Source organism: Oceaniglobus sp. K40-3 (assembly GCF_055808395.1).
The window spans coordinates 24,318-44,250 of sequence record NZ_JBVVRW010000003.1 but is presented as its reverse complement, the minus strand read 5'-3'; the positions used below and the strand labels follow the sequence as shown (position 1 = coordinate 44,250).

Below are 19,933 nucleotides of genomic sequence, written 5' to 3'. Positions count from 1 at the left end.
CCGATCATGTCCATCCTCACGCTCTCTGGCGTCGAAAAGAGCTTTGGCAGTCTCAACGCGCTGAACGGGATCGACCTTGCGGTTGAACCGGGGTCGTTCGTTGCCATCGTCGGGCCGTCGGGCTGCGGCAAATCCACATTGCTGCGCGTCATCGCGGGGCTTGAGGCATCGACCGGCGGCACGATCCTGATTGACGGCGAAGACATGACCGAGGCATCGGCCGGCGAACGGGGATTGGCCATGGTGTTCCAGTCCTATGCGCTTTATCCGCACAAGACGGTACGCGAAAACATGGGATTCGCCCTGAAAATCGCCAAACGCCCAAAATCCGAGATAGAAACCCGCGTGGCCGAAGCGGCGCGCGCCTTGCAACTGGAACCCTACCTTGACCGGCTGCCCCGGAACCTTTCGGGGGGCAACGGCAACGGGTGGCCATCGGGCGTGCGATCGTGCGCCAGCCCAAGATTTTCCTTTTCGACGAACCGCTGTCCAACCTTGATGCTGCCCTGCGGGCCGAAACCCGGGTCGAAATCGCACAACTGCATGCCCGTCTTGCGGCCACGATGATCTATGTCACCCACGATCAGGTCGAGGCGATGACCCTGGCCGACAAGATCGTGATTCTCGAAGGCGGGCATATCCGACAGATCGGCGCCCCCAAGGATCTGTACGAACGCCCCGCCAACCGCTTTGTTGCGGGCTTTATCGGCTCGCCCCGGATGAATTTCTTTGATGGCACCCTGCGCGATGGTCGGTTCACCGGTCAGGCGTTCGAACTGCCGCTGGCGTGCGGGGCGGCGTCGGGTGATGCCACATTGGGCGTCCGCCCCGAAGCGTTGCACATCGCACCCGATGGGCAGGGCGTGGCACAATGCACCGTTTCGCTGGTGGAATATCTGGGCGATCAATGCGTCGTCCACGGGCATCTGCCCGGCGACCTACCCGTAATGATGATCGAAAGCCGAAACCTGACTCTGGCCCCCGGCACCCAGGTGCCGATCATGCTGAACACGGACGAGGTTCACCTTTTCTCACGCCCTTCGGGCGAACGACTGGAGCTTGCATGACCCGGCGCCCAAACATCGTTTTCATCATCGCCGACGACCACCGGTCCCGGTCCATCGGCGCCCATGGCTGCGCCGAAGTCACGACGCCGAACATCGACGCCCTGATCGCACGCGGCACGGATTTCTGTCAGGCCCATTGTCAGGGCGGGTACAATCCCGCCGTTTGCGTGCCCTCGCGGGCCAGCCTGATGACCGGACGCAGCCCCGTGGCCCTGACGCCACCATCGGGGCGCGACGTGCCGGATTTCGGCGCGGGTTTCGTGATTCCGCCGGACCTTTCCATTCTGCCACAGAAATTGCGCGCCGCCGGGTATCGCACCCATGCCGTCGGCAAATGGCACAACGACAAGGCATCCTTTGCCCGGGGCTTTGAAACGGCCAACCGGGTGATGTTTGACGGCATGTCCGATCACCTTGCCATGCAGTTGCAGGATACCGACCCCGCAGGCACATATGACGATACCCGCAACACCCATGTGCCGGGGCATTCGACCGACATTTTCGCCGATGCCGCCACCGCATTTCTGGCCGACGTGCCGACGGCTGATCCGTTTTTCCTTTATCTCGCGTTCACGGCGCCCCACGATCCGCGCACGCCCCCCGATGCGTTCCGCGTCGATCCCAACAACGTCAGCCTGCCCGCCGCCTTTATGCCGACCCACCCGTTCGACACCGGCGAGGCGACGATCCGCGACGAACTGCTTGAGGATTTTCCGCGCAGCCCAGCGGCGGTGCGCGGGCATATCGCCGATTATTACGGCATGATCGCCCATATGGATGCGGCGATCGGCAAGATCGTCGATGCCGTGGCCGCGCGCGGCCTGATCGAGGATACGATTTTTGTCTATACCGCCGATCACGGTCTGTCGCTGGGCAATCACGGCCTGATGGGCAAACAAAACCTCTACGAGGAAAGCACCCATATTCCGCTGGTTCTTGCGGGGCCTGGGGTTGAGGCAGGCAGAAAATCTGACGCCCTGGTCTGGCACGGGGATACCCACGCCACGGTCGCGGCCTTGGCCGGGCTCGCCGCCGATCCGGGGTGTCAGGGCGCTGATCTGCTGGGCGACGCCGGGGGGCGACGGTATTTTGCCACGCTCTATCGTGCGTCCCAGCGGGCGATCCGCGATGAGCGGTACAAACTTATCCGCTATGCGGTTCAGCCCAACACCGGCCAGCCCATCCAAAGCCCGTCGCCCGGCACCGCCACCGAACAGCTTTTCGATCTGTGGAACGACCCCGACGAGCTGGTGAATCTTTCGTTCGTTCCCGAACACGCCGCAACCTTGAACCGGTTGCGATCCGCCCTTGCCGACTGGCAGGATCTCGTTCGCGATTAGACGGCTCTCTTGTCGCGTTGGTCGATGTCCACCGCGGTGGACATCATGCCAAAGCCTGCCGAAACCCTAGTCTTTTTCGCGCTGCCATTGGGCGAACATCCCGCGCAGCGCGGCCTCGGCATTGTCTTCGATCCATTGCCCGAATTCCGGGTGGTCCCTGCGCGATATCCTGAGCGCGACAGATCTGCTATCCGTGGCAACGGCGCCAAGCGGGGCGCCATTTTCACCGGTGATCACCGTGGGTTGGCTGGCGGCATTTCTCTTGGCGATGCCCCGCGCCTTGCTGGTGGCCGCATCAAGGACCGCCTGAAACCTGTCCTGACTTGGCAGGGCGTCATTCGTTTGCGAAAGAACCTCTTTCGCACAATCCAGCAATGACACCTTGTCAGACAGCGCCGCCAGCGCGGACCAATGGCGCCGCCCCACCCCATGTGCAGGCCCGACCAGCCGCACGAGGGTTTCGGGCAGTTGCGCAATCACCACCCGATGATTTGACACCCCCTGCCGGGTAAGACCCAAAGCATCCTGAATGACCCCCGGCTTATACCCCGCCTCTTGCATTTCCTTGATAAAAAGAGCCTTTTCAATGAACGAGGGATCAAGGCGCAGGTTGTTCTCCTGCCCCTGTGCAATCAACGAGGCGTCGTCGTCCAGCGTTCGCACGATCGCCTTGACCGGTCCGCCTATCTTGCGGATCGCCGCAAGCCGACGACGACCATAGACAACACGATACCGGTCCGGCTGATCCGAGGGGCGCACCATGATCGGCACGTGCTGGCCATGTTTGCGAATGCTTGCTGCAAGCGTGTCCAAACTGGCATCATCCCCCCAAGCCGGTCGCGCAACCCGTCCATGTCAATCTGTTCCGGGTCAATGTCGCGGATCGAATTGGCGGTGATCTCTCGCAAGGATTCTCGCAGGCCCCCGACAGAACCGGGCAGCCTGGAATATGTCGCCGGGGGCACGGGGGCATCGGCGCCGCCTTTCGCGGGCTGGTTGAATATTTTACGTGCCATCAGCGACGCCCCCATGCCATCTGAATCGTTTGCTCCAGTTCGTCCGCGACACTGTTGATGCTCGTCAGCGCACGATCAAGCGTCTTTCGGATAAGCAGGGTCGGATCAACCTCGTAAATCGTCTGTTGTGTCATGCCCGCGTCGGAAATGGCCGTCGATTTCAACATCGGTTCCGTCATGACCTGCCCTGCCAGAATTGCGCGAAGATAGTCGGCCATCTGCGTCTGGGGGCCATCGGATGGTTCAAATCGTGTGACCAGAAACTTGACAAAGTCCCATGAAACACGCCGCCCTATCGCGTCTTCAACCGCCTTGATCGTCTCTGATGCCAGCTTGAGAAACTGACTCATCGAAGCAATATCAAGCATGCCGGGAACGACAGTCACCAGAAGGCCGGTCGATGCCGACAGCGCCGTCAGCGTCAAAAAACCCAATTGCGGGGGACAATCGATCAGAACGATATCATAGTCATCGTCAACGTCTTCCAGTGCCAACGCCAGCCGTTCGGCAAAGATCGGCTGTGCCCGACGCGCAAGGGCATTTGCGGTCTCGGTTTCATATTCAGACAGCATCAATCCGGCCGGAACCATATCGAGCTTGTGAAAATAGGTCTTTTGTATGACCGCTGAAAGCGGCACCTGGTTTTCATACCGCAAGGCATCATGGATGGTGCCACCCTCGGCGAATTCCAATTCCGGGCGAAAGCCAAAAAAGGTGGTCAGGCTGGCTTGCGGGTCAAGATCAAGCACAAGCACCCGATACCCGCGCAAGGCATAGCGTTGCGCCAGATGAATCGCGGCCGTCGTCTTGGAACTACCGCCCTTGAAGTTGACAACCGACATCACCTGAAGCCGATCCCCCGCGCCACGCCCCGGACGACAGTGGGGGTGCAGTCCCCCGCGTCCGAGGATGTCACGCAGCGTATCGACCTCCTCGGCGCTGTAAAACCTGTGGCCGCGGCTGTCGGTGTGAACCTCGGGAAAAGACCCGTCGTTGTGCCCTTCGCGCAGGTCCGACATGGGAATGCGCAATACGTTGGCCACCTCGGCCGAACTGAAGCGGCGCAAGGATTTGCGCGCGTCCGGCTCAAACGCGATTTTCATCTGCCGGTCAAGCGACCCCGCCAGGCTGTCGGCAAAGGCCCCGATGTCCGCCGCGCCGATACCCCGGGGTGTTTCACCCTTGCGTTGATCCATGTTCCGCGGCCTCCCCTGCCCTTGTCCGGGCGCTTTGCCATTCCGAAGATTGGGCGACATCTGCGTGATCCTATCCTGCGGTCACGATCACTTCGGTTACGCTCGGGTCGCACCGGGTGACAGCGGCCAGCAACCGCCCCGCCAGATGGGTCTGAATATACCCCATGGCAAACCGCGACGGCGCCGCCAGTGTCAGGCGCCCGCCATCCCGTGCAATTTCGGTAACCGTCGCAAACCACGCCGCATGCAGCGCCGGATCGCCCTGATGAATGGCCCGCGACGCCGCCGCCCAAAGCGTGCCATCCTGGGCAGGCGGTGCCTGCACCACGCCGCGAAAGGGCACAACCGTGTTATCGGACAGTGTCTCATCCGCCCCTTGTCCCATCCGCGCCACGAAATCAGGGCCGACCGCTGGCCAAAAGGGGCGCGTGGCCTCAATCAGGGTTTCCAGCTCGATCCGGTGTTCTGTCACCCTGCCCCGGGCCGGCGCCCGGTGAACGCTGATCCACGCCCGCGCCCGCATAAGCGCCAGATCGCGTTTTGCGGTCCGCTCGGTCACGTTCCACATGCGGGCAATTTCACGGGTGCCGACACAGAATGTTTCACTGCGCCAGTTGAATCGTGCGGTCAGCAACAGCGCCAGCCGCTGTGCCAAACGGCCGTCGGCACCGCTATCATGCAGACTTAGTGACAGAATGGCTGTCAGAATGTCATACTTCAACGCAGCCGCACGGGGGCCGGTCGCCTTGCTTGCTTGCATCCCTGCTCTCCCGGGCCGCCTGTCGACTGTTGCGATTGCTGCTGGGCTGACCGCCCTTATTCCGCAATCTCAACGCTTTTCCTAACCTCGTCCTGATTAGCGTTGAGTAACCGGAAATTGTCAAGGATTCGTGTCCCCGCCGTTCGCCTGTCCCGGCTTCAGGAAAAAGAAAATGGTATATGTCTGGTATTGGGGGACATTCCTGACGTCCCCCCATTCAGGCCCAATGTCCCCCCAAGGGCCGGGGCCGCCGTTCGCATGTCCCCCCAAAAAGGCCGCAACAGTGCCTGTTTTGCACTGGCGCCGCTCCGAATCATCCGCGCGGTGATGCCCGGGGGAAATGCCAGTGATCCAAGGGGATATGACGCGGCAAAACCTGATGAAATCAGAATAGAGGTTATAGACAGAAGTGGCAAATTAGGCGTATTTACGGAAAGCAAAAGAATTAGCGTCCGAGGAAAAGCATGTTCACCCACGAAGACCTCCGGGATCTCCAGGCCCGTTCACTCAAGATGCAGGGCTGGATTCGCGAACAGACCTACTCTCCCGAGAATGAGAAGGTGCTGCGCCGGTTCTCGTCGTGGGAGGTGTCCGAGCTGATCCTGGGGATGAATCAGTCAACCTTCCGGGGCCGGTTGGCCGCCGATCCCACCTTCCCCGCGGGGAAGGTCGAACCCGATGGCCGGCAGCGGTGGTTCAGCCTGCAAGAGGTGAACACCCTGCGCCGCAAGCTCAAGGTCAAAGGCAAATCCCTGTTGCCGCCGCGCCCCAAGGGCCGGGCCTTTCGGACCGCCATCGCCAATTTCAAGGGCGGGGCGGGCAAATCCACCGTGGCGCTGCATTTCGCCCACGCCGCCGCGCTCGATGGCTACCGGGTGCTTGTGGTGGATTTCGACCCCCAGGCGACGCTGTCGCACTCCATGGGGCTGACCGATGTAAGCGAGGAGCAAACCGTCTGGGGCATCATGGCCCGGGATCTGGTGAACGAAACCGACCGGATGAACACGGCCCCCGTGGCCGCCGAAAGTGGCACCGCCCTGCCCCACCGGTCGATCCCGGCCTCGATCCGCGATCTGGGGTTGCAGGATTTGCGGATCGGCGATTTCATCCGGCCCACCAACTGGCCCACTATCGACATCATTCCCTCATGTGCCAACGCGGCCTTTGTCGAATTCGCGAGCGCCCAGTACCGGCACCTGAACCCTGAATGGTCGTTCTTTGCCGCCGTGTCGCGGTATCTTGATGCCCTGCCCGATGATGAATGGGATCTGATCTTTTTCGACTGCCCGCCCGCCATCGGCTATCAGTCGATGAATGCGGTCTTTGCGGCGGATATGCTGTGCATCCCGTCGGGGCCGGGGTATTGGGAATATGACAGCACCACGTCCTTTATCGGCCAGTTGGCCGAGGCGCTGGAGGATCTGGCCCACGGGTTTGGCGGCGCCTTCCCCGCGGGGAAGGTCGAATTGCCCAAGGCGTTTCGCGACGTTCGTTTTCTGCTGACCCGGTATGAACACGGCAACGATCTGCACCGCGCGATGTTTCAGGCTTTTGGCAAGGTTTTTGGCGAAAGACTGGCGACACACCCGATTGAATCGACCCGCGCGGTCGAGCAATCCAACAGGTTTCTGAGTTCGGTCTATGAGATTGATTACCGCAACATGACCCGCGAAACCTGGCGCCGCGCCCGGACGACCTTTGATCAGGCGTGGAGCGAATTTCGCGGCGCCCTGTTGCCCGCCTGGGAAACGATGGCCGCCGAGAATGAAACCCAAAACCTTCCCCGCGGGGAAGATCTGAGCGCGTAAGGGGGCCAGAATGAGCCGCAAGAAACGGATATTCGATATCGACATGCCCGACAGTGACGAGCCGCAGATTCGCAGCCTCGACGGGCCCACGAAACGGCGCGGCCCCATGGCCAGCGCGATTTCCGAAAACGCCGGCGCCCTGGCGGATCGCGCCAGCGCCGAGGCGCAGATCCGCCAGGAAAACGATGCGCTGGCCCATGAATTTGTCGCGCTCAAACGGGCCGGGCTGGTGGTCAGGATGATCCCTCTGGATGCAGTCGTGTCCGAGGCGTTGGTGCGCGACCGCAAACCGGGGCCAGACACAGAATTGGGCGAACTGGTCGCGTCGATCCGCGATGTCGGCCTGTCCAATCCGATCCGGGTCGAGGAACGCGCCGACGGCAAATATGAACTGGTGCAGGGGTTCCGGCGGCTGGCGGCCTATCGCGTTCTGCTGGCGGAATCCGGCGCGGCATGGGCCGAAATTCCCGCCGGGCTTCTTCCCCGCGGGGAAGGTCAGACCGGGCTTTATCGGCGGATGGTCGATGAAAATCTGATTCGCAAGGATCTGTCATTTGCGGAAATGGCCCTGACCGCCCAGGCCTATGCCGCCGACCCGGATACGGCGCCGATGAATGTCGATGATGCGGTGGCCGAGGTGTTCAAATCCGCCGGGTATCAAAAGCGCAGCTATATCCGGGCCTTTGCCCGGCTGCTGGATCTGATCGGTGGGGTTGTGAATTTCCCCGAGGATATATCCCGCAACCTCGGGCTGGCGCTGATCAAGCGGATCGAGGAAGACCCGGGCGCCCTGGCCGATCTCAAGACCCGGCTGGAGGGCTGGGACAACCGGTCGGTGGCCGATGAATTGGGCGTGTTGCGGGCGGTGTCCACAGCCGACGCCCCGGACGCCGCGCCGCCGGTGCGGGCCGCGCTACAGGCCGGTGGCGGGGCAGGGGGCGCAGGCCGCCGCCCGCGCACCACGTTCGAGCTGGGCGAGGGGCGCAACCGGGTGCGCTGTGTCGCCGGTGTCGGGCAACTGATTCTGAAGCTGGATCGTGACATGACAGCGGTAGAACGCAAAAAGCTGGAAACCGGCATCGCCCGCCTTTTGGCCGCGCTGGACTGAGGCGGGATGCGGCACGTCGGATGCGTGGAGTTTTCCATGGCCGTCAATACCTTGAACAAGTCATCTTGTCGGCGCGCGGACTTGGGTGAAATTTTTTGCAGGCGCAATGAAAACTGTGTTTGACATGATCTTGCAGACTGGCATACTAGAATACAGTGAGGCTGGTCAGATTGAACCAAGTCCGCGTTCCAGGCCGGGAGGAAGGCCGTGGGGCAGGGCCAGTCGCGCAACAAACGAACGATCAGGGAGGATCGAATGACTTTTGTTTCCAAGATGAAAACCGTCGTGGCCACCGGTGTGCTGGGCGGTTGCCTTGCCATGTCGGCAACCACGGCAAACGCCCTTGATATGCGCGGATGGAACATCCACGTCGAGGATTACCCCGTCTCGATCGCGATGGAATCGTTCATTGACGAGGTGACAAAAAGAACCGACGGCGCCGTCACCGGCAAAATCTATCACAATGGCGTTTTGGGCAGTCAGCCCGATGCCATCGAACAGATCCGCCTTGGCATCATTGATTTCGGTGAATTCAGCCTTGGGCCGATGGGTCAGTCGGTGCCGGAAACCAATGTCGTGTCGCTGCCGTTCATCTTTAAAAGCATCCCGCAGATGTACCGTCTGATGGACGGTGAAGTGGGCGCGGAGATTGGCAAGGGCATGATGGCCAAGGGTCTGGTGCCGCTTGGCTGGTACGATGCCGGTGCGCGGTCGTTCTATAACTCGGTTCGCCCGATCAACACCCCCGCCGATATCGAAGGCCTGAAAATGCGCGTGATGAGCAATGATCTGTTCGTCAGCATGGTCGAAGCGATGGACGGTAACGCCACACCCATGGCCTTTGCCGAAGTGTATCAGTCGATCAAGACCGGCGTTGTGGACGGTGCGGAAAACAACCCGCCATCCTATGAATCCACCAACCACTATGAGGTGGCCAAGTATTATTCCCTGACCGAGCATCTGATCATCCCCGAGTGCCTGTGCATGAGCCTGAAAACCTGGGAAAAACTGACCCCGGAACAGCAGGACATCGTCAAGGATGCGGGCCACAAAAGCGCGGTTCTGCAACGCGAGCTGTGGAAAAAGCGTGAAGCGGCCAGCATGGAAACCGTGAAAGCGGGCGGCACGATCGTGAACACCATCGCCGACAAGGCACCGTTCCAGGAAGCCATGGCGCCTGTCTATGACAAGTTCCTTGCCGCCAACCCTGACCTGACGGATCTTGTGAACATGATCCGCAACGCAGACTGATCTGACACGACAGGCGAAAGGCCCGCCGTTTTTCTTGGACAGCGGGCCTTTCGTCACACACAGTTCTGTCAACCCATCTGCGGAGGCATTGATGCCGGAACAATCGTCCATCGTCCGAACCGTCGAAACATTTCTGGACCGGGTGCGTGGCCTGTGCATCGTCGCGGCCTCTGGCGCGCTGGTGCTGTTGATCGTCACCTTTGGCTGGCTGGTGTTCGGGCGGTATGTGCTGAACACGACACCAACCTGGGTTGAACAGCTCGCGTTGTTGCTGATCTGTTATATTACCTTTCTGGGGGCCGCCGCCGGCATCAAGGAAGACACCCATATCGGCGTTACCCTGTTTCGCGATCTTTTGCCGGAAACCGGCCAGAAGGTCGTGATGATCGCCATTGACCTGATCCTTGCGGCCTTCGGTGCGGTGATGCTGATCGCGGGGATCACCCTGATGCAGTTCGGCTGGGCCACCCTGTTGCCGATGCTGAACATTCCCGAAAGTTTCCGGACACTTGCCATCACCTCTTGCGGCGGGCTTATCCTGTTGTTTGCCGGGGCGCGGGGGCTGTTCCGTATTCTTTCCTTCCGGGATTGGGTGCCGGTGGAAGAACACCCCATCGCCGAACTTCCCCTGACCGAACAAAAGGACATTTAAGCGTGGGACTGGCAATTTTGCTTTGCGTCTTTGGCACCGGTGTCGTCATTGGTGCCCCGGTCGCCTTTGCGATGGGTATCGCGGCGGCTTCGGCCTTTTGGTACGAAGGCTTTCCGATGCTGATCACCTTTCAGCGGGCAACCGCGGGGGTGTCGGTGTTTTCACTTCTGGCGATCCCGTTCTTTGTCTTCGCCGGCGAAATCATGCTGCACGGTGGCATCGCCATACGCCTGGTCAAACTCGCCTCGGCGGTGGTGGGCCACATCAAGGGCGGGCTGGCCATGGTCAACATCTTTTCCAGCATGTTGTTCGGTGGCATTTCCGGGTCGGCGGTTGCCGATATTTCGGCCCTTGGGTCGCTGTTGATCCCGGTGATGAAACAGCGTGGGTATCGCCCGGATTTCGCGGTCAACGTGACGGTGACATCGTCGATTGCGGGCATCGTGATTCCGCCCAGCCACAACATGATCATCTTTGCCGTGGCGGCAGGGGGCGGGATTTCGGTGTCAAAGCTGTTTCTGGCCGGTGTCATTCCGGGCATTCTGATGTGCATCTGCCTGGCCATTGCCGCCTATATCCTGTCGGTGCGCCACAAATACCCGGCCGAGCCGTTCCCCGGCTGGGGTGAGGTGGGCCGCAGCGCCGCAGATGCGATTCCGGGGTTCATGACCGCCGTGATCATCGTTGGTGGCACCCTGTCGGGCGTGTTCACGGTCACGGAATCCGGCGCTTTCGGGGCCATCTATGCGGTGTTGCTGACCACGTTCTATTACCGCAGTCTCAGTTTCAAATCCTTTATTCTGGCTGTCACCGGCGCTGTGCGCACCACGGCGATGGTGATGATCCTGATCGCCTTTGCCAGTTCGTTCGCCTATCTTCTGGCGCTGTATCAGGTGCCCGGAAAGCTGAGCATGCTGTTGGTGTCGATTTCCGACAATCCGATCATCATTCTGCTGATGATCAACCTGATCCTGCTGATTTTGGGCATGATCATGGATATGGCGGCGCTGATCCTGATCTGCACGCCGATCTTTCTGCCGATCGCCAAGGGGCTGGGTATGGACCCGATGCAATTCGGGATCATGCTGTTGGTCAATCTGGGGCTGGGCCTGTGTACGCCGCCGGTGGGCACCTGTCTGTTCGTTGGTTGTGCGGTGGGCAAGATCAAGATCGAACAGGCGCTGAAATCTATCTGGCCGTTCTATCTGGCGATTTTTGGCGCGCTGATGCTGGTGACGTTTGTGCCTGCATTCTCGCTCTGGTTGCCGTCGCTGTACGACTGAGGCGGGACAACGCCGGATACTTTACCGGGGCACTGGAAAACGCTGCCCCCTTCAGGAAACGGGGCAGGCCGATGGCCCGGATTATGACCACAGCAGAGCGCCGCACCAGTGTCGATGAGGTGTTCGAAAAGCTGCACCATGACATCATCACCCTGCGGCTGATGCCGGGAACGAAGATGTCCGAGATCGAGATTGCCACGCAATTCTCGGTGTCGCGTCAGCCGGTGCGCGATGCCTTTGCGCGTCTGGGAAATCTGGGCCTTTTGCTGATCCGCCCGCAAAAGGCCACGGTGGTGCGGGGGTTTTCGGTGCCCGAGATCGCCCATGCCCGGTTTGTCCGCACCGCGGTCGAGGTGGAGGCCCTGCGCAAGACGATCGCCCGCTGGCCCGATCTTGATACATCGGACCTGCGCGACAACATTGACCAGCAAAGCGCTGCGGTGGCCGCCAGGGATGCCGACAGGTTTCACGAGCTGGATTACGATTTCCACCGGCGTCTTTGCATCGCCTCGGGGGTTGAACTGGCGTTTGAAACCATCGTCGAGATGAAATCGAAGCTGGATCGTCTGTGCCTGCTGTCCCTGGAGGAACCGACCGAAATGAGGGTTCTGGTTGACGACCATAAGGCGATCATCGCCGCCCTTGACCAGAACGATCCGGCCTCATTGGAAACGGTGATCCGGCTGCATCTGAACCGGCTTGCCGCTACGGTCACAAAGGTGCAGCAGGATCATTCCGAGTATTTTGAGCCGCTCTGATCGCCCACGCGAACCGGTCGGGCGGGGCAGGGCGCCGGGCGTGCCGTGGTTTTCATCCGGGCGCCGGGGCAGGCGGCCCATGGCCCGTTCAAAAACGTGTAATCCGTGACACTTGCATCCTCCATTCATTAGCCGCTACCGTCGGCCTGTGCTAGTCTTGCAGGAATTGGAATTGGGGGGTTCGCTATGAAGTTGAGTGACAGTCGCAGGATCGCGGCGGATGTCGGGACGGTTTGGGCGGCTTTGCTTGACCCCGAGGTGTTGAAGGCCTGTGTTCCGGGCTGTCAGGAAATGACCGGCGACGCGCAGGCGGGGTTTGAGGCTGTCGTCGTGCAAAAGGTCGGGCCGGTCAAGGCGACGTTCAAGGGCGCGGTTCAGATGTCCGACATGGTGGAACCTGAAAGCCTGACCATGACGGGCGAGGGCAAGGGCGGGCCTGCGGGGTTTGCCAAGGGCGGCGCCGATGTGCGCCTTGAACCGGACGGCGACGGCACGATCCTGCATTATGATGTCGAGGCGAAAGTGGGCGGCAAGCTGGCGCAACTGGGCAGCCGCATCATTGACGGATTCGCCAAAAAGATGGCCGATCAGTTTTTCGAGACTTTTCAAGCCACGGTCGAGGGGGGCGGCGACACGCCCGACGCGGAAACGGATGGCGTCGATGCGCCCGAAACTGACGGTGACGCAAAACCCAAGGGCTGGTTCAAACGGATGGTCGGGAACTGAGCGGACGGGCAAGACCAAAAGATCAACGGGAGGAATGCAATGACAAAGGTATCGATGAAGGTAAACGGCAGGTCCGTTTCCGGCGATGTGGCAGGAGAGACGCTTTTGGTGTCGTTCCTGCGCGAAGATCTGCAAATGACCGGCACCCATGTGGGCTGTGACACATCACAATGCGGCGCCTGCGTCGTGCATGTTGATGGTGACGCGGTAAAGGCCTGCACCATGTTCGCGGTCGAGGCCGATGGCGCCGACGTGACCACGATTGAAGGCATGGCCAACCCCGATGGCACACTCGGCGTCGTGCAACAGGCGTTTCAGGATCATCACGGGTTGCAATGTGGATTTTGCACGCCGGGGATGGTGATGTCGGCAACGGCCTTGCTGCGGGACAATCCGAAACCCTCGGCGCAAGAGATCCGCGACTACCTTGATGGCAATATCTGCCGCTGCACGGGGTATCATAATATCGTCAAGGCGATCATGGCCGCCTCGGGTCAGGATGTCAGCGCAATCGCTGCCGAATAACAGTTTTCAGGGAGATTTCCATGCCTAAGGATACCGGAATCGGCGCCTCGACACTCCGCCGCGAAGACGTGCGTTTTCTGACTGGCGAAGGTCGGTACAGCGACGACATCAGATTGTTCAATCAGGCGGCGGCGGCCTTTGCCCGCTCGACCGTGGCCAACGGAATCATCAAATCCATCGACACCACCGCAGCCGAGGCGATGCCCGGCGTTCTGGCCGTGTTCACCGGCGCCGATTTCGCCGAGGTCGGCGGCAACCCCGCCGGCTGGCTGATCAACAGCCGCGATGGCGAACCGATGAAGGAACCCAAACGCCCGGTTCTGGCCCATGGCAAGGTGCGCCATGTGGGCGATGCCTATGCCGCTGTCATTGCCGAAACCCTGCAACAGGCCCGCAGTGCCGCCGAGGCGATCGAGATCGAGATTGAGGAACTGCCTGCCGTGGTCGACATGGCCACAGCCCTGTCGGGTGATAATTTCGTCCATGACGAAATCGGCACCAACCAGTGTTTCGACTGGGGCTGGATCGAGGACAACCGCGCCGCCACCGATGCGGCGATCAAGGGCGCGCACCATGTCACCACGCTGGAGCTGATCAACAACCGCCTGGTGCCCAACGCGATGGAGCCGCGCTGTTCGCTGGCGACCTATAACCGGGCCGATGACGAATACACGCTTTATACCACCTCGCAGAATCCACATCTGACGCGGCTGCTGATTTCGGCCTTTGTCATGGGGATTCCCGAAAACAAATTGACCGTTATCGCCCCCGATGTGGGTGGCGGGTTCGGCTCGAAAATCTATCACTACGGCGAAGAGGCGCTGGTGCTGGCGGCGGCGAAAAAGCTCAAGCGTCCGGTGAAATGGACCGCCGACAGGTCGGAATCCTTTCTCACCGATGCCCATGGCCGCGACCATGTGACCAAGATCGAACTGGCCACCGACAAGGACGGCAAATTCCTGGCCTTCCGCACCGAAACCATGGCCAATGTCGGCGCGTACCTGTCGAATTTCGCCACCGCGACGCCGACCTTTCTGCATGGCACCCTGATGGCGGGCAATTACAGCGTTCCCAATGTCTATGTGAACGTAAAGGCGGTGTTCACCAACACTGCGCCGGTCGATGCCTATCGCGGCGCCGGCCGCCCCGAGGCGAGCTATTCGCTGGAGCGGGTGATCGACAAATGCGCCCGCGAAATCGGGATGGACCCGATCGCCCTGCGGCGGATGAATTTCATCAAACCCGATCAATATCCCTTCACCAGCGCCGCCGGTCTGGAATATGACAGCGGCAATTACGACGCCCTGATGGACCGGATGGAACAGGTGGCCGATATGGCCGGATTCGCCGCCCGGCGCGCCGAATCCGAGGCAAAGGGCCTGCTGCGCGGTTTCGGCGTCAACGCCTATATCGAGGCCTGCGGGATCGCGCCTTCCAACCTTGTGGGGGTTCTGGGGTCGCGCGTTGGGCTTTACGATGCCGCCACGGTGCGGGTGAACGCCACCGGCAACCTGAGCGTGATGGTCGGGGCACACAGCCACGGGCAGGGGCACGAAACGGTGTTTCCGCAGATCGTGTCCGAAATGCTGGGCATCGACGCAAGCGCAGTTGAAATCGTCCATGGCGACACCTCGAAGATTCCCTTTGGCATGGGCACCTATGGATCGCGTTCTTTGGCGGTTTGCGGGTCGGCCATGGTGCGGGCGACGGAAAAGATCATCGTCAAGGCCAAGAAGATCGCGGCGCATATGCTCGATTCCGATGCCGACGATATTGAGCTGAACGACGGCGTGTTCAGCGCGGTTGGCACCAACAAATCGGTCACCTTCGCCGAGGTCGCTCTCAAGGCCTATATCCCCCACAACTTTCCGCTGACCGAGATCGAACCGGGGTTGGAGGAAACGGCGTTCTATGATCCGGCCAACTTTACCTATCCCTCGGGCGCCTATGCCTGCGAGGTGGAAATCGACCCCGAAACCGGCAAGGTTACGGTGGAACGGTTCACCGCCGTTGATGATTTCGGCAATGTGATGAACCCGATGATCGTCACCGGGCAGGTGCATGGCGGGCTTGGGCAGGGGATCGGTCAGGCGCTGATGGAAAATACCCGTTACGATGAAAACGGTCAGCTTCTGTCGGCAAGCTATATGGATTATGCCATGCCGCGCGCCAATGATCTGCCGTTTTACACGGTCGATCATTCCTGCGTCACGCCCTGCACCCACAACCCGTTGGGCGTGAAAGGCTGTGGCGAGGCGGGGGCGATCGGATCGCCGCCAACCGTGGTCAATGCGGTGATCGACGCGATGCAATCGGGCGGCCACAACATCGCCCATATCGACATGCCCCTGACGCCGCACCGGGTCTGGTCGGCCATGAACAACGCCTGAGGAGGGACGACAATGTATGCATTTGATATCGAACGGCCCGGCACATTGGCCGATGCGGTTGCGGCCCTCAAGGGGGCGCGCAACCCCTGAGCGGCGGGCAAACCCTGATCCCGACCCTCAAGGCGCGGCTGGCCGACCCCGGCACGCTGGTGTCGCTCAGGGGCATCGCGGAAATGAAAGGTGTCACATCCGAGGGGGGCATTGTCACCATCGGTGGCGCCACCACCCACGCCACCGTGGCGAAAGAGGCAAAGGGCGCCTATCCCGCCCTTGCCTCGCTTGCCGCGCGGATCGGTGATCCGGCGGTGCGCAACCGGGGCACCATCGGCGGCAGCATCGCCAACAACGACCCCTCGGCCTGTTATCCCGCCGGGGCGCTGGCGTCGGGGGCGACCATCGTGACCGATCGGCGCGAAATAGCGGCGGATGATTTCTTTCAGGGCATGTTCGACACGGCGCTGGACGAGGGCGAAATCGTCACCGCCCTGCGCTTTCCGGTGCCGGTGAAGGCGGCCTATGAAAAGTTCATCCAGCCTGCGTCACGCTTTGCGCTGGTGGCGGTGTTTGTGGCGCAGTTCCCCGACGGTGTGCGCGTCGCCGTCACGGGCGCGTCAAACGAAGGGGTGCATCGCTGGACAGCGGCGGAAGAGGCCCTTTCGGCCAATTTCGACGCCGCCGCCCTGGACGGGCTGAGCGTACCGTCTGACGACCTGATCGCGGATTTGCACGGATCGCCCGAATATCGTGCGCATCTTGTCAAGGTGATAACCGGACGCGCCGTAAAAGCCGCAATGTGACCCAAAAGGCCCCCGCAAGGGGGCCTATCTTGGGGCGATGTCATCAAACGTCGCGCGCCAGTTTCCCACGAAAATCGCGCGGCGTTGCCGGTCCATCGCCACAAGAAGCGTCGGGTCGATGGCGATATAGCGGTGAATGCTTTCCTGAAGCCCGTCCTCATCGAAACTCTGTTTCTGCACGAGGCTGCTTTCGGACAATATGATCTGCCCGGCATTGGACAACAGAAAATCAAGCAACAGGGCGGCACTGCCCGGATCGCCTGCCGATTTCGGGATCATGAACGCGCGCGATAGCAGAAGCGTGTAATCCTCGGGGTAAATAACGCCCACATGTTCGTAGGATGCAAAATCCAGATATGACCCCAGAACATTATAGGCCAGCAGATAGTCGCCGTTTTCGACCCCGGCGATGATTTCGGCAGAACAACAGGTTGCCACGGCATCGACCCTTGCGAACCCTTCCAGAAGGCCCCCAAAGGTTGTCGCCTGTTGGCTGTCCATGAACGCAAACAGATAGCCAAGGCCCGATTCCTCGATGTCATAGGTGGCGATCTTGCCCATATAGACCAAGGGTTTGCGCCGCATCAGATCCAACAGATCGAACCGGGTGCGGGGGGCATCCTCGGGCGTTACGGCGTCTTTGTTATAGATGATAACTGCCGCCTCCTGGGTGATGCCCCAGAGTTCGTTGCGCCAGCGCCGCGCGACCGGCAAGGTGGCCGTCTGGGCCGAGCTGTAGGGGCTGGCGCAGGACCGGTTCACCAGATCGACCAGTTGATGCACGCCCGACGAAATGATCACGTCCACCTCCCGATTGGCGTTTTCGCAGGCCGCAAGGCTGGCATCATACAGCGCGTTCGATCCCCATTGTTCATACATCAGCCGGATGTCCGGGTTGAGGGCAACAAAGGCCTGCAAGGCGGGCCGCAGAATCGCGATGTCGGTGGTGGAGCGCACGGTCAAATTCGACGTGGGGTTTGCCCCCGGTGCCGCGAATTGCGCCACGGCCTCTTGGGCGGCAAGGGGGGCGGTGCCAAGCATAAGGCAGAGAAAAGGGGCCATCAGACGGCGGATCACAGGCTGGCCCCCGCGGGATAGGGCGGGAATTTCATGGTAAGCCGGAATCCATCCGCGACACGGCCCATTTCCATTTCCCCGTCAAAGGCCAGCGCGACAGCGCGCACGATGGACAGGCCAAGGCCGGCGCTGTTTCCCTTTGAGGCCGCCGAGCGTTCAAACCGCTGGCCGATCGTGGCCAAGACATCGGCAGGGGGGCCAGAGCCGCCGTCCTGCACCCAGATTTCCGGGCCACTTTCGGGCATGGAAACCCCGACAATCACCGGCGCCGTGCCATGGCGCAGGGCATTGGCCAGCATGTTCTTGACCGCCTCGCCCAATGAAATTTCATCGGCCAGAACCATCACCGCCGCCTCGTCGATGTGCAGTTGCACGGCGGCCTCGGGGGTTGCTGTTTCTTGATCCAGACTTTCCAGCACGCTCAGGGCGATGTAGCGCAGATCAACCGGGGTCGGGGCGGCATTTTCGGTGCGGTGAATGACAAGGGCGCGCGACAACATCTGATCCAGAAGCGCGCCAAGGGACCGGGTGCGCCGCACCAGACGTTCCAGCCGCTGATCCCGTTGCGCAGAATCGTCCTCCAGTGCCAGTTCCGCCTGCGCCCGGATCGCGGCCACCGGGGTGCGCAACTGGTGCGCCGTGTCGGATATCAGGTTTTTCATCGCCCCCACCTGCCGGTCAAGCCGCTGCATGAACCGGTTCATCGCCTGCATCATCACCGCAATTTCGGCGGGTCCGTCGGCGGGCATCGGTGTCAGATCATAAGGGTCGCGCGATGACAGTTCGGCGGTCATGCCTTTCAACGGGCGCATCGCCGAACGGATCACCAGAAAGGCACCGATCATCAGCGCGATTCCGGCAATCCCGGTCAGGATCAGGGCGTGGGTCGTCAGATCCAGCGCCATCGCGCCGCGCGCGCGCAGGGTTTGGCCCACGGTCACATGAATGCGCCCCGAATAGGCCCGTTCGGCAAACCGCCGCGCCACGGTGACAAAGCGGGCCGGTTCGCCCTGCATCTGCCCATCGAAAAAGCTGGGACCGGGCAGATCCTGCTGTGCCACCTCGCGCCGGTCCAGCCAGTCATAGCCGGTCAGCAGCACGCCATCCGGCCCGTGAACCGCGTAAAAAATCCGGTCATCCGCCGCCAGAGACAACAGCCCGAACGCCGAAACCGGCAGATCGACCACAGGGGCGCCGTCGGAAATGCTGACCGATTCCGCGATGTCCTGTGCGGCGCCAACCAACAGCCGGTCAAAGGATTGCCGCGCCGCGCTGCGCCCGTATCCAAAGGCGGCGACGGCCACGACAACCCCGCCCAGCACAAGCAGGGACAGCACGCCGGTCATCACCCGCGCAAGCAAGGTGCGCGGGGCGCGGCGGATCGGGTTAATCATCGTTGAAAATCCTGTAGCCCAGCCCGCGCTGGGTTTCGATCCGCACCGTCGAGGGGGCGATTTTCTTGCGCAGGCGGGCGATGTACAGCTCGATCGCATTGACGCCCACATCGGCATCGTCAAAGGCAAACAGCCCGTCATAAAGGCGCTGTTTGCTGATGACCTGCCCTTGCCCCCGCAACAAAAGCCCCAGAAGCGTTGCCTCGCGCCGGGTAAGTTCGAGGGGTTTCAGATCAAGGCTGGCGGTCAGGGTCGCCTCTGAAAACGTCAGAGGGCCAAGGGACACCGCGTCGGATTTCTGATCGGCCTCGCGCCGCATCAGGGCGCGCAGGCGCGCGTCAAGTTCGCGGTGGTCAAAGGGTTTCACCAGATAATCATCGGCGCCCAGATTCAGGGCCGACACCCGGTCATCCACCGAAAACAGGGCCGTCAGCATCAAAACCGGCGTGCGATCCCCGCGCAGGCGCATGTCGCGCAACAGGTCGGTTCCGTTGCGGTCGGGCAGGTTGATATCAAGGACGATGGCCTGATATTTCTGCACCGCCAGAAAATCCTCGGCCATTTCGGCGCAATCGGCCACATCGCAGGCCATGCCGGATTTGCGCAACCGTGCGACCACGGCATCGGCCACATCGGCGGCATCTTCCACGATCAATACCCGCATCATCCCCCCTTTGCGGCCAATTCCTGTGGCATGACAGGTTCGCGACAGCTTTGTCGCATATCCCAGTATCAGCCATTCGCGAGGAGACCGCAATTCCAGCGGTGCGTTGGCACGGACCCCG

16 protein-coding genes and 2 pseudogenes are annotated in these 19,933 nt (G+C 61.2%); 12 read left to right on the top strand and 6 right to left on the bottom strand.

Annotation, left to right across the window (positions count from 1 at the left end; genetic code table 11):
- Positions 1–6 precede the first annotated feature (6 nt).
- Positions 7–1,067, top strand: a pseudogene (locus AC0L7P_RS18635) (ABC transporter ATP-binding protein).
- A complete protein-coding gene (locus AC0L7P_RS18630; RefSeq protein WP_473435656.1) occupies positions 1,064–2,407 on the top strand; it encodes a sulfatase family protein in 1,344 nt (447 codons plus the stop codon). Before AC0L7P_RS18635 ends, AC0L7P_RS18630 begins: the two are co-directional and overlap by 4 nt.
- Before the next feature lie 66 nt (positions 2,408–2,473).
- On the opposite strand, the gene repB is transcribed toward AC0L7P_RS18630, so the two are convergent.
- From repB to AC0L7P_RS18615, 3 genes are all read right to left on the bottom strand, one after another.
- The gene (gene repB / locus AC0L7P_RS18625) at positions 2,474–3,220 is read right to left on the bottom strand and encodes a plasmid partitioning protein RepB (protein ID WP_473435655.1); all 747 of its coding nucleotides are present in this window, start codon (positions 3,218–3,220) and stop codon (positions 2,474–2,476) included.
- A gap of 202 nt (positions 3,221–3,422) precedes the next feature.
- Positions 3,423–4,619 (bottom strand): plasmid partitioning protein RepA, encoded by a 1,197-nt coding sequence (gene repA, locus AC0L7P_RS18620; RefSeq protein WP_473435654.1) that lies wholly within the window; start codon positions 4,617–4,619, stop codon positions 3,423–3,425.
- A 70-nt stretch (positions 4,620–4,689) separates the two neighbouring features.
- A complete protein-coding gene (locus AC0L7P_RS18615) occupies positions 4,690–5,379 on the bottom strand; it encodes a hypothetical protein (RefSeq protein WP_473435653.1) in 690 nt (229 codons plus the stop codon).
- Positions 5,380–5,843: 464 nt separating this feature from the next.
- Here AC0L7P_RS18615 and AC0L7P_RS18610 point away from each other — a divergent pair, with 464 nt between their 5' ends.
- From AC0L7P_RS18610 to AC0L7P_RS18565, 10 genes and pseudogenes are all read left to right on the top strand, one after another.
- Entirely contained in the window at positions 5,844–7,187 is a 1,344-nt protein-coding gene (locus AC0L7P_RS18610; RefSeq protein WP_473435652.1) for an AAA family ATPase, read from the top strand.
- 10 nt (positions 7,188–7,197) lie between these two features.
- Positions 7,198–8,295, top strand: coding sequence for a ParB/RepB/Spo0J family partition protein (locus AC0L7P_RS18605; protein ID WP_473435651.1), 1,098 nt, complete (start codon positions 7,198–7,200; stop codon positions 8,293–8,295).
- Between the two features lie 273 nt (positions 8,296–8,568).
- Positions 8,569–9,546 (top strand): TRAP transporter substrate-binding protein, encoded by a 978-nt coding sequence (locus tag AC0L7P_RS18600; protein WP_473435783.1) that lies wholly within the window; start codon positions 8,569–8,571, stop codon positions 9,544–9,546.
- Positions 9,547–9,637: 91 nt separating this feature from the next.
- On the top strand, positions 9,638–10,198 hold the full coding sequence (locus AC0L7P_RS18595; RefSeq protein WP_473435650.1) for a TRAP transporter small permease: 561 nt from the start codon (positions 9,638–9,640) through the stop codon (positions 10,196–10,198).
- A gap of 2 nt (positions 10,199–10,200) precedes the next feature.
- On the top strand, positions 10,201–11,481 hold the full coding sequence (locus tag AC0L7P_RS18590; protein WP_473435649.1) for a TRAP transporter large permease: 1,281 nt from the start codon (positions 10,201–10,203) through the stop codon (positions 11,479–11,481).
- Positions 11,482–11,552: 71 nt separating this feature from the next.
- Positions 11,553–12,239 carry a GntR family transcriptional regulator gene (locus AC0L7P_RS18585; RefSeq protein WP_473435648.1) on the top strand — a complete coding sequence of 229 codons (687 nt, stop codon included), beginning with the start codon at positions 11,553–11,555 and terminating at the stop codon, positions 12,237–12,239.
- Between the two features lie 186 nt (positions 12,240–12,425).
- Positions 12,426–12,965: a CoxG family protein gene (locus tag AC0L7P_RS18580; protein WP_473435647.1), complete on the top strand. Its 540-nt coding sequence runs from the start codon at positions 12,426–12,428 to the stop codon at positions 12,963–12,965.
- Between the two features lie 39 nt (positions 12,966–13,004).
- The gene (locus tag AC0L7P_RS18575; RefSeq protein WP_473435646.1) at positions 13,005–13,490 is read left to right on the top strand and encodes a (2Fe-2S)-binding protein; all 486 of its coding nucleotides are present in this window, start codon (positions 13,005–13,007) and stop codon (positions 13,488–13,490) included.
- 20 nt (positions 13,491–13,510) lie between these two features.
- Entirely contained in the window at positions 13,511–15,880 is a 2,370-nt protein-coding gene (locus AC0L7P_RS18570) for a xanthine dehydrogenase family protein molybdopterin-binding subunit (protein WP_473435645.1), read from the top strand.
- A gap of 12 nt (positions 15,881–15,892) precedes the next feature.
- A pseudogene (locus AC0L7P_RS18565) lies at positions 15,893–16,677 on the top strand (FAD binding domain-containing protein).
- Positions 16,678–16,701: 24 nt separating this feature from the next.
- Here AC0L7P_RS18565 and AC0L7P_RS18560 read toward each other — a convergent pair.
- The 3 genes from AC0L7P_RS18560 to AC0L7P_RS18550 are packed head-to-tail and all read right to left on the bottom strand — an operon-like array spanning position 16,702 to position 19,812.
- Positions 16,702–17,754 carry an ABC transporter substrate-binding protein gene (locus AC0L7P_RS18560; protein ID WP_473435644.1) on the bottom strand — a complete coding sequence of 351 codons (1,053 nt, stop codon included), beginning with the start codon at positions 17,752–17,754 and terminating at the stop codon, positions 16,702–16,704.
- Positions 17,751–19,148 (bottom strand): sensor histidine kinase, encoded by a 1,398-nt coding sequence (locus tag AC0L7P_RS18555; protein ID WP_473435643.1) that lies wholly within the window; start codon positions 19,146–19,148, stop codon positions 17,751–17,753. The genes AC0L7P_RS18560 and AC0L7P_RS18555 overlap by 4 nt, the downstream gene beginning before the upstream one ends.
- Positions 19,141–19,812, bottom strand: a complete 672-nt coding sequence (locus tag AC0L7P_RS18550) for a response regulator (protein ID WP_473435642.1) — start codon at positions 19,810–19,812, stop codon at positions 19,141–19,143. The genes AC0L7P_RS18555 and AC0L7P_RS18550 overlap by 8 nt, the downstream gene beginning before the upstream one ends.
- Positions 19,813–19,933: the final 121 nt, after the last annotated feature.

Bases quoted from the DNA above. Each gene is read 5' to 3' on its own strand.
- AC0L7P_RS18580 (WP_473435647.1), top strand. From the start codon at position 12,426: ATGAAGTTGAGTGACAGTCGCAGGATCGCGGCGGATGTCGGGACGGTT.
- repA (WP_473435654.1), bottom strand. From the start codon at position 4,619: ATGGATCAACGCAAGGGTGAAACACCCCGGGGTATCGGCGCGGCGGAC.
- AC0L7P_RS18585 (WP_473435648.1), top strand. From the start codon at position 11,553: ATGGCCCGGATTATGACCACAGCAGAGCGCCGCACCAGTGTCGATGAG.
- AC0L7P_RS18615 (WP_473435653.1), bottom strand. From the start codon at position 5,379: ATGCAAGCAAGCAAGGCGACCGGCCCCCGTGCGGCTGCGTTGAAGTAT.
- AC0L7P_RS18550 (WP_473435642.1), bottom strand. From the start codon at position 19,812: ATGCGGGTATTGATCGTGGAAGATGCCGCCGATGTGGCCGATGCCGTG.
- AC0L7P_RS18600 (WP_473435783.1), top strand. From the start codon at position 8,569: ATGAAAACCGTCGTGGCCACCGGTGTGCTGGGCGGTTGCCTTGCCATG.
- AC0L7P_RS18555 (WP_473435643.1), bottom strand. From the start codon at position 19,148: ATGATTAACCCGATCCGCCGCGCCCCGCGCACCTTGCTTGCGCGGGTG.
- AC0L7P_RS18595 (WP_473435650.1), top strand. From the start codon at position 9,638: ATGCCGGAACAATCGTCCATCGTCCGAACCGTCGAAACATTTCTGGAC.
- AC0L7P_RS18575 (WP_473435646.1), top strand. From the start codon at position 13,005: ATGACAAAGGTATCGATGAAGGTAAACGGCAGGTCCGTTTCCGGCGAT.
- AC0L7P_RS18630 (WP_473435656.1), top strand. From the start codon at position 1,064: ATGACCCGGCGCCCAAACATCGTTTTCATCATCGCCGACGACCACCGG.
- AC0L7P_RS18610 (WP_473435652.1), top strand. From the start codon at position 5,844: ATGTTCACCCACGAAGACCTCCGGGATCTCCAGGCCCGTTCACTCAAG.
- AC0L7P_RS18570 (WP_473435645.1), top strand. From the start codon at position 13,511: ATGCCTAAGGATACCGGAATCGGCGCCTCGACACTCCGCCGCGAAGAC.
- AC0L7P_RS18605 (WP_473435651.1), top strand. From the start codon at position 7,198: ATGAGCCGCAAGAAACGGATATTCGATATCGACATGCCCGACAGTGAC.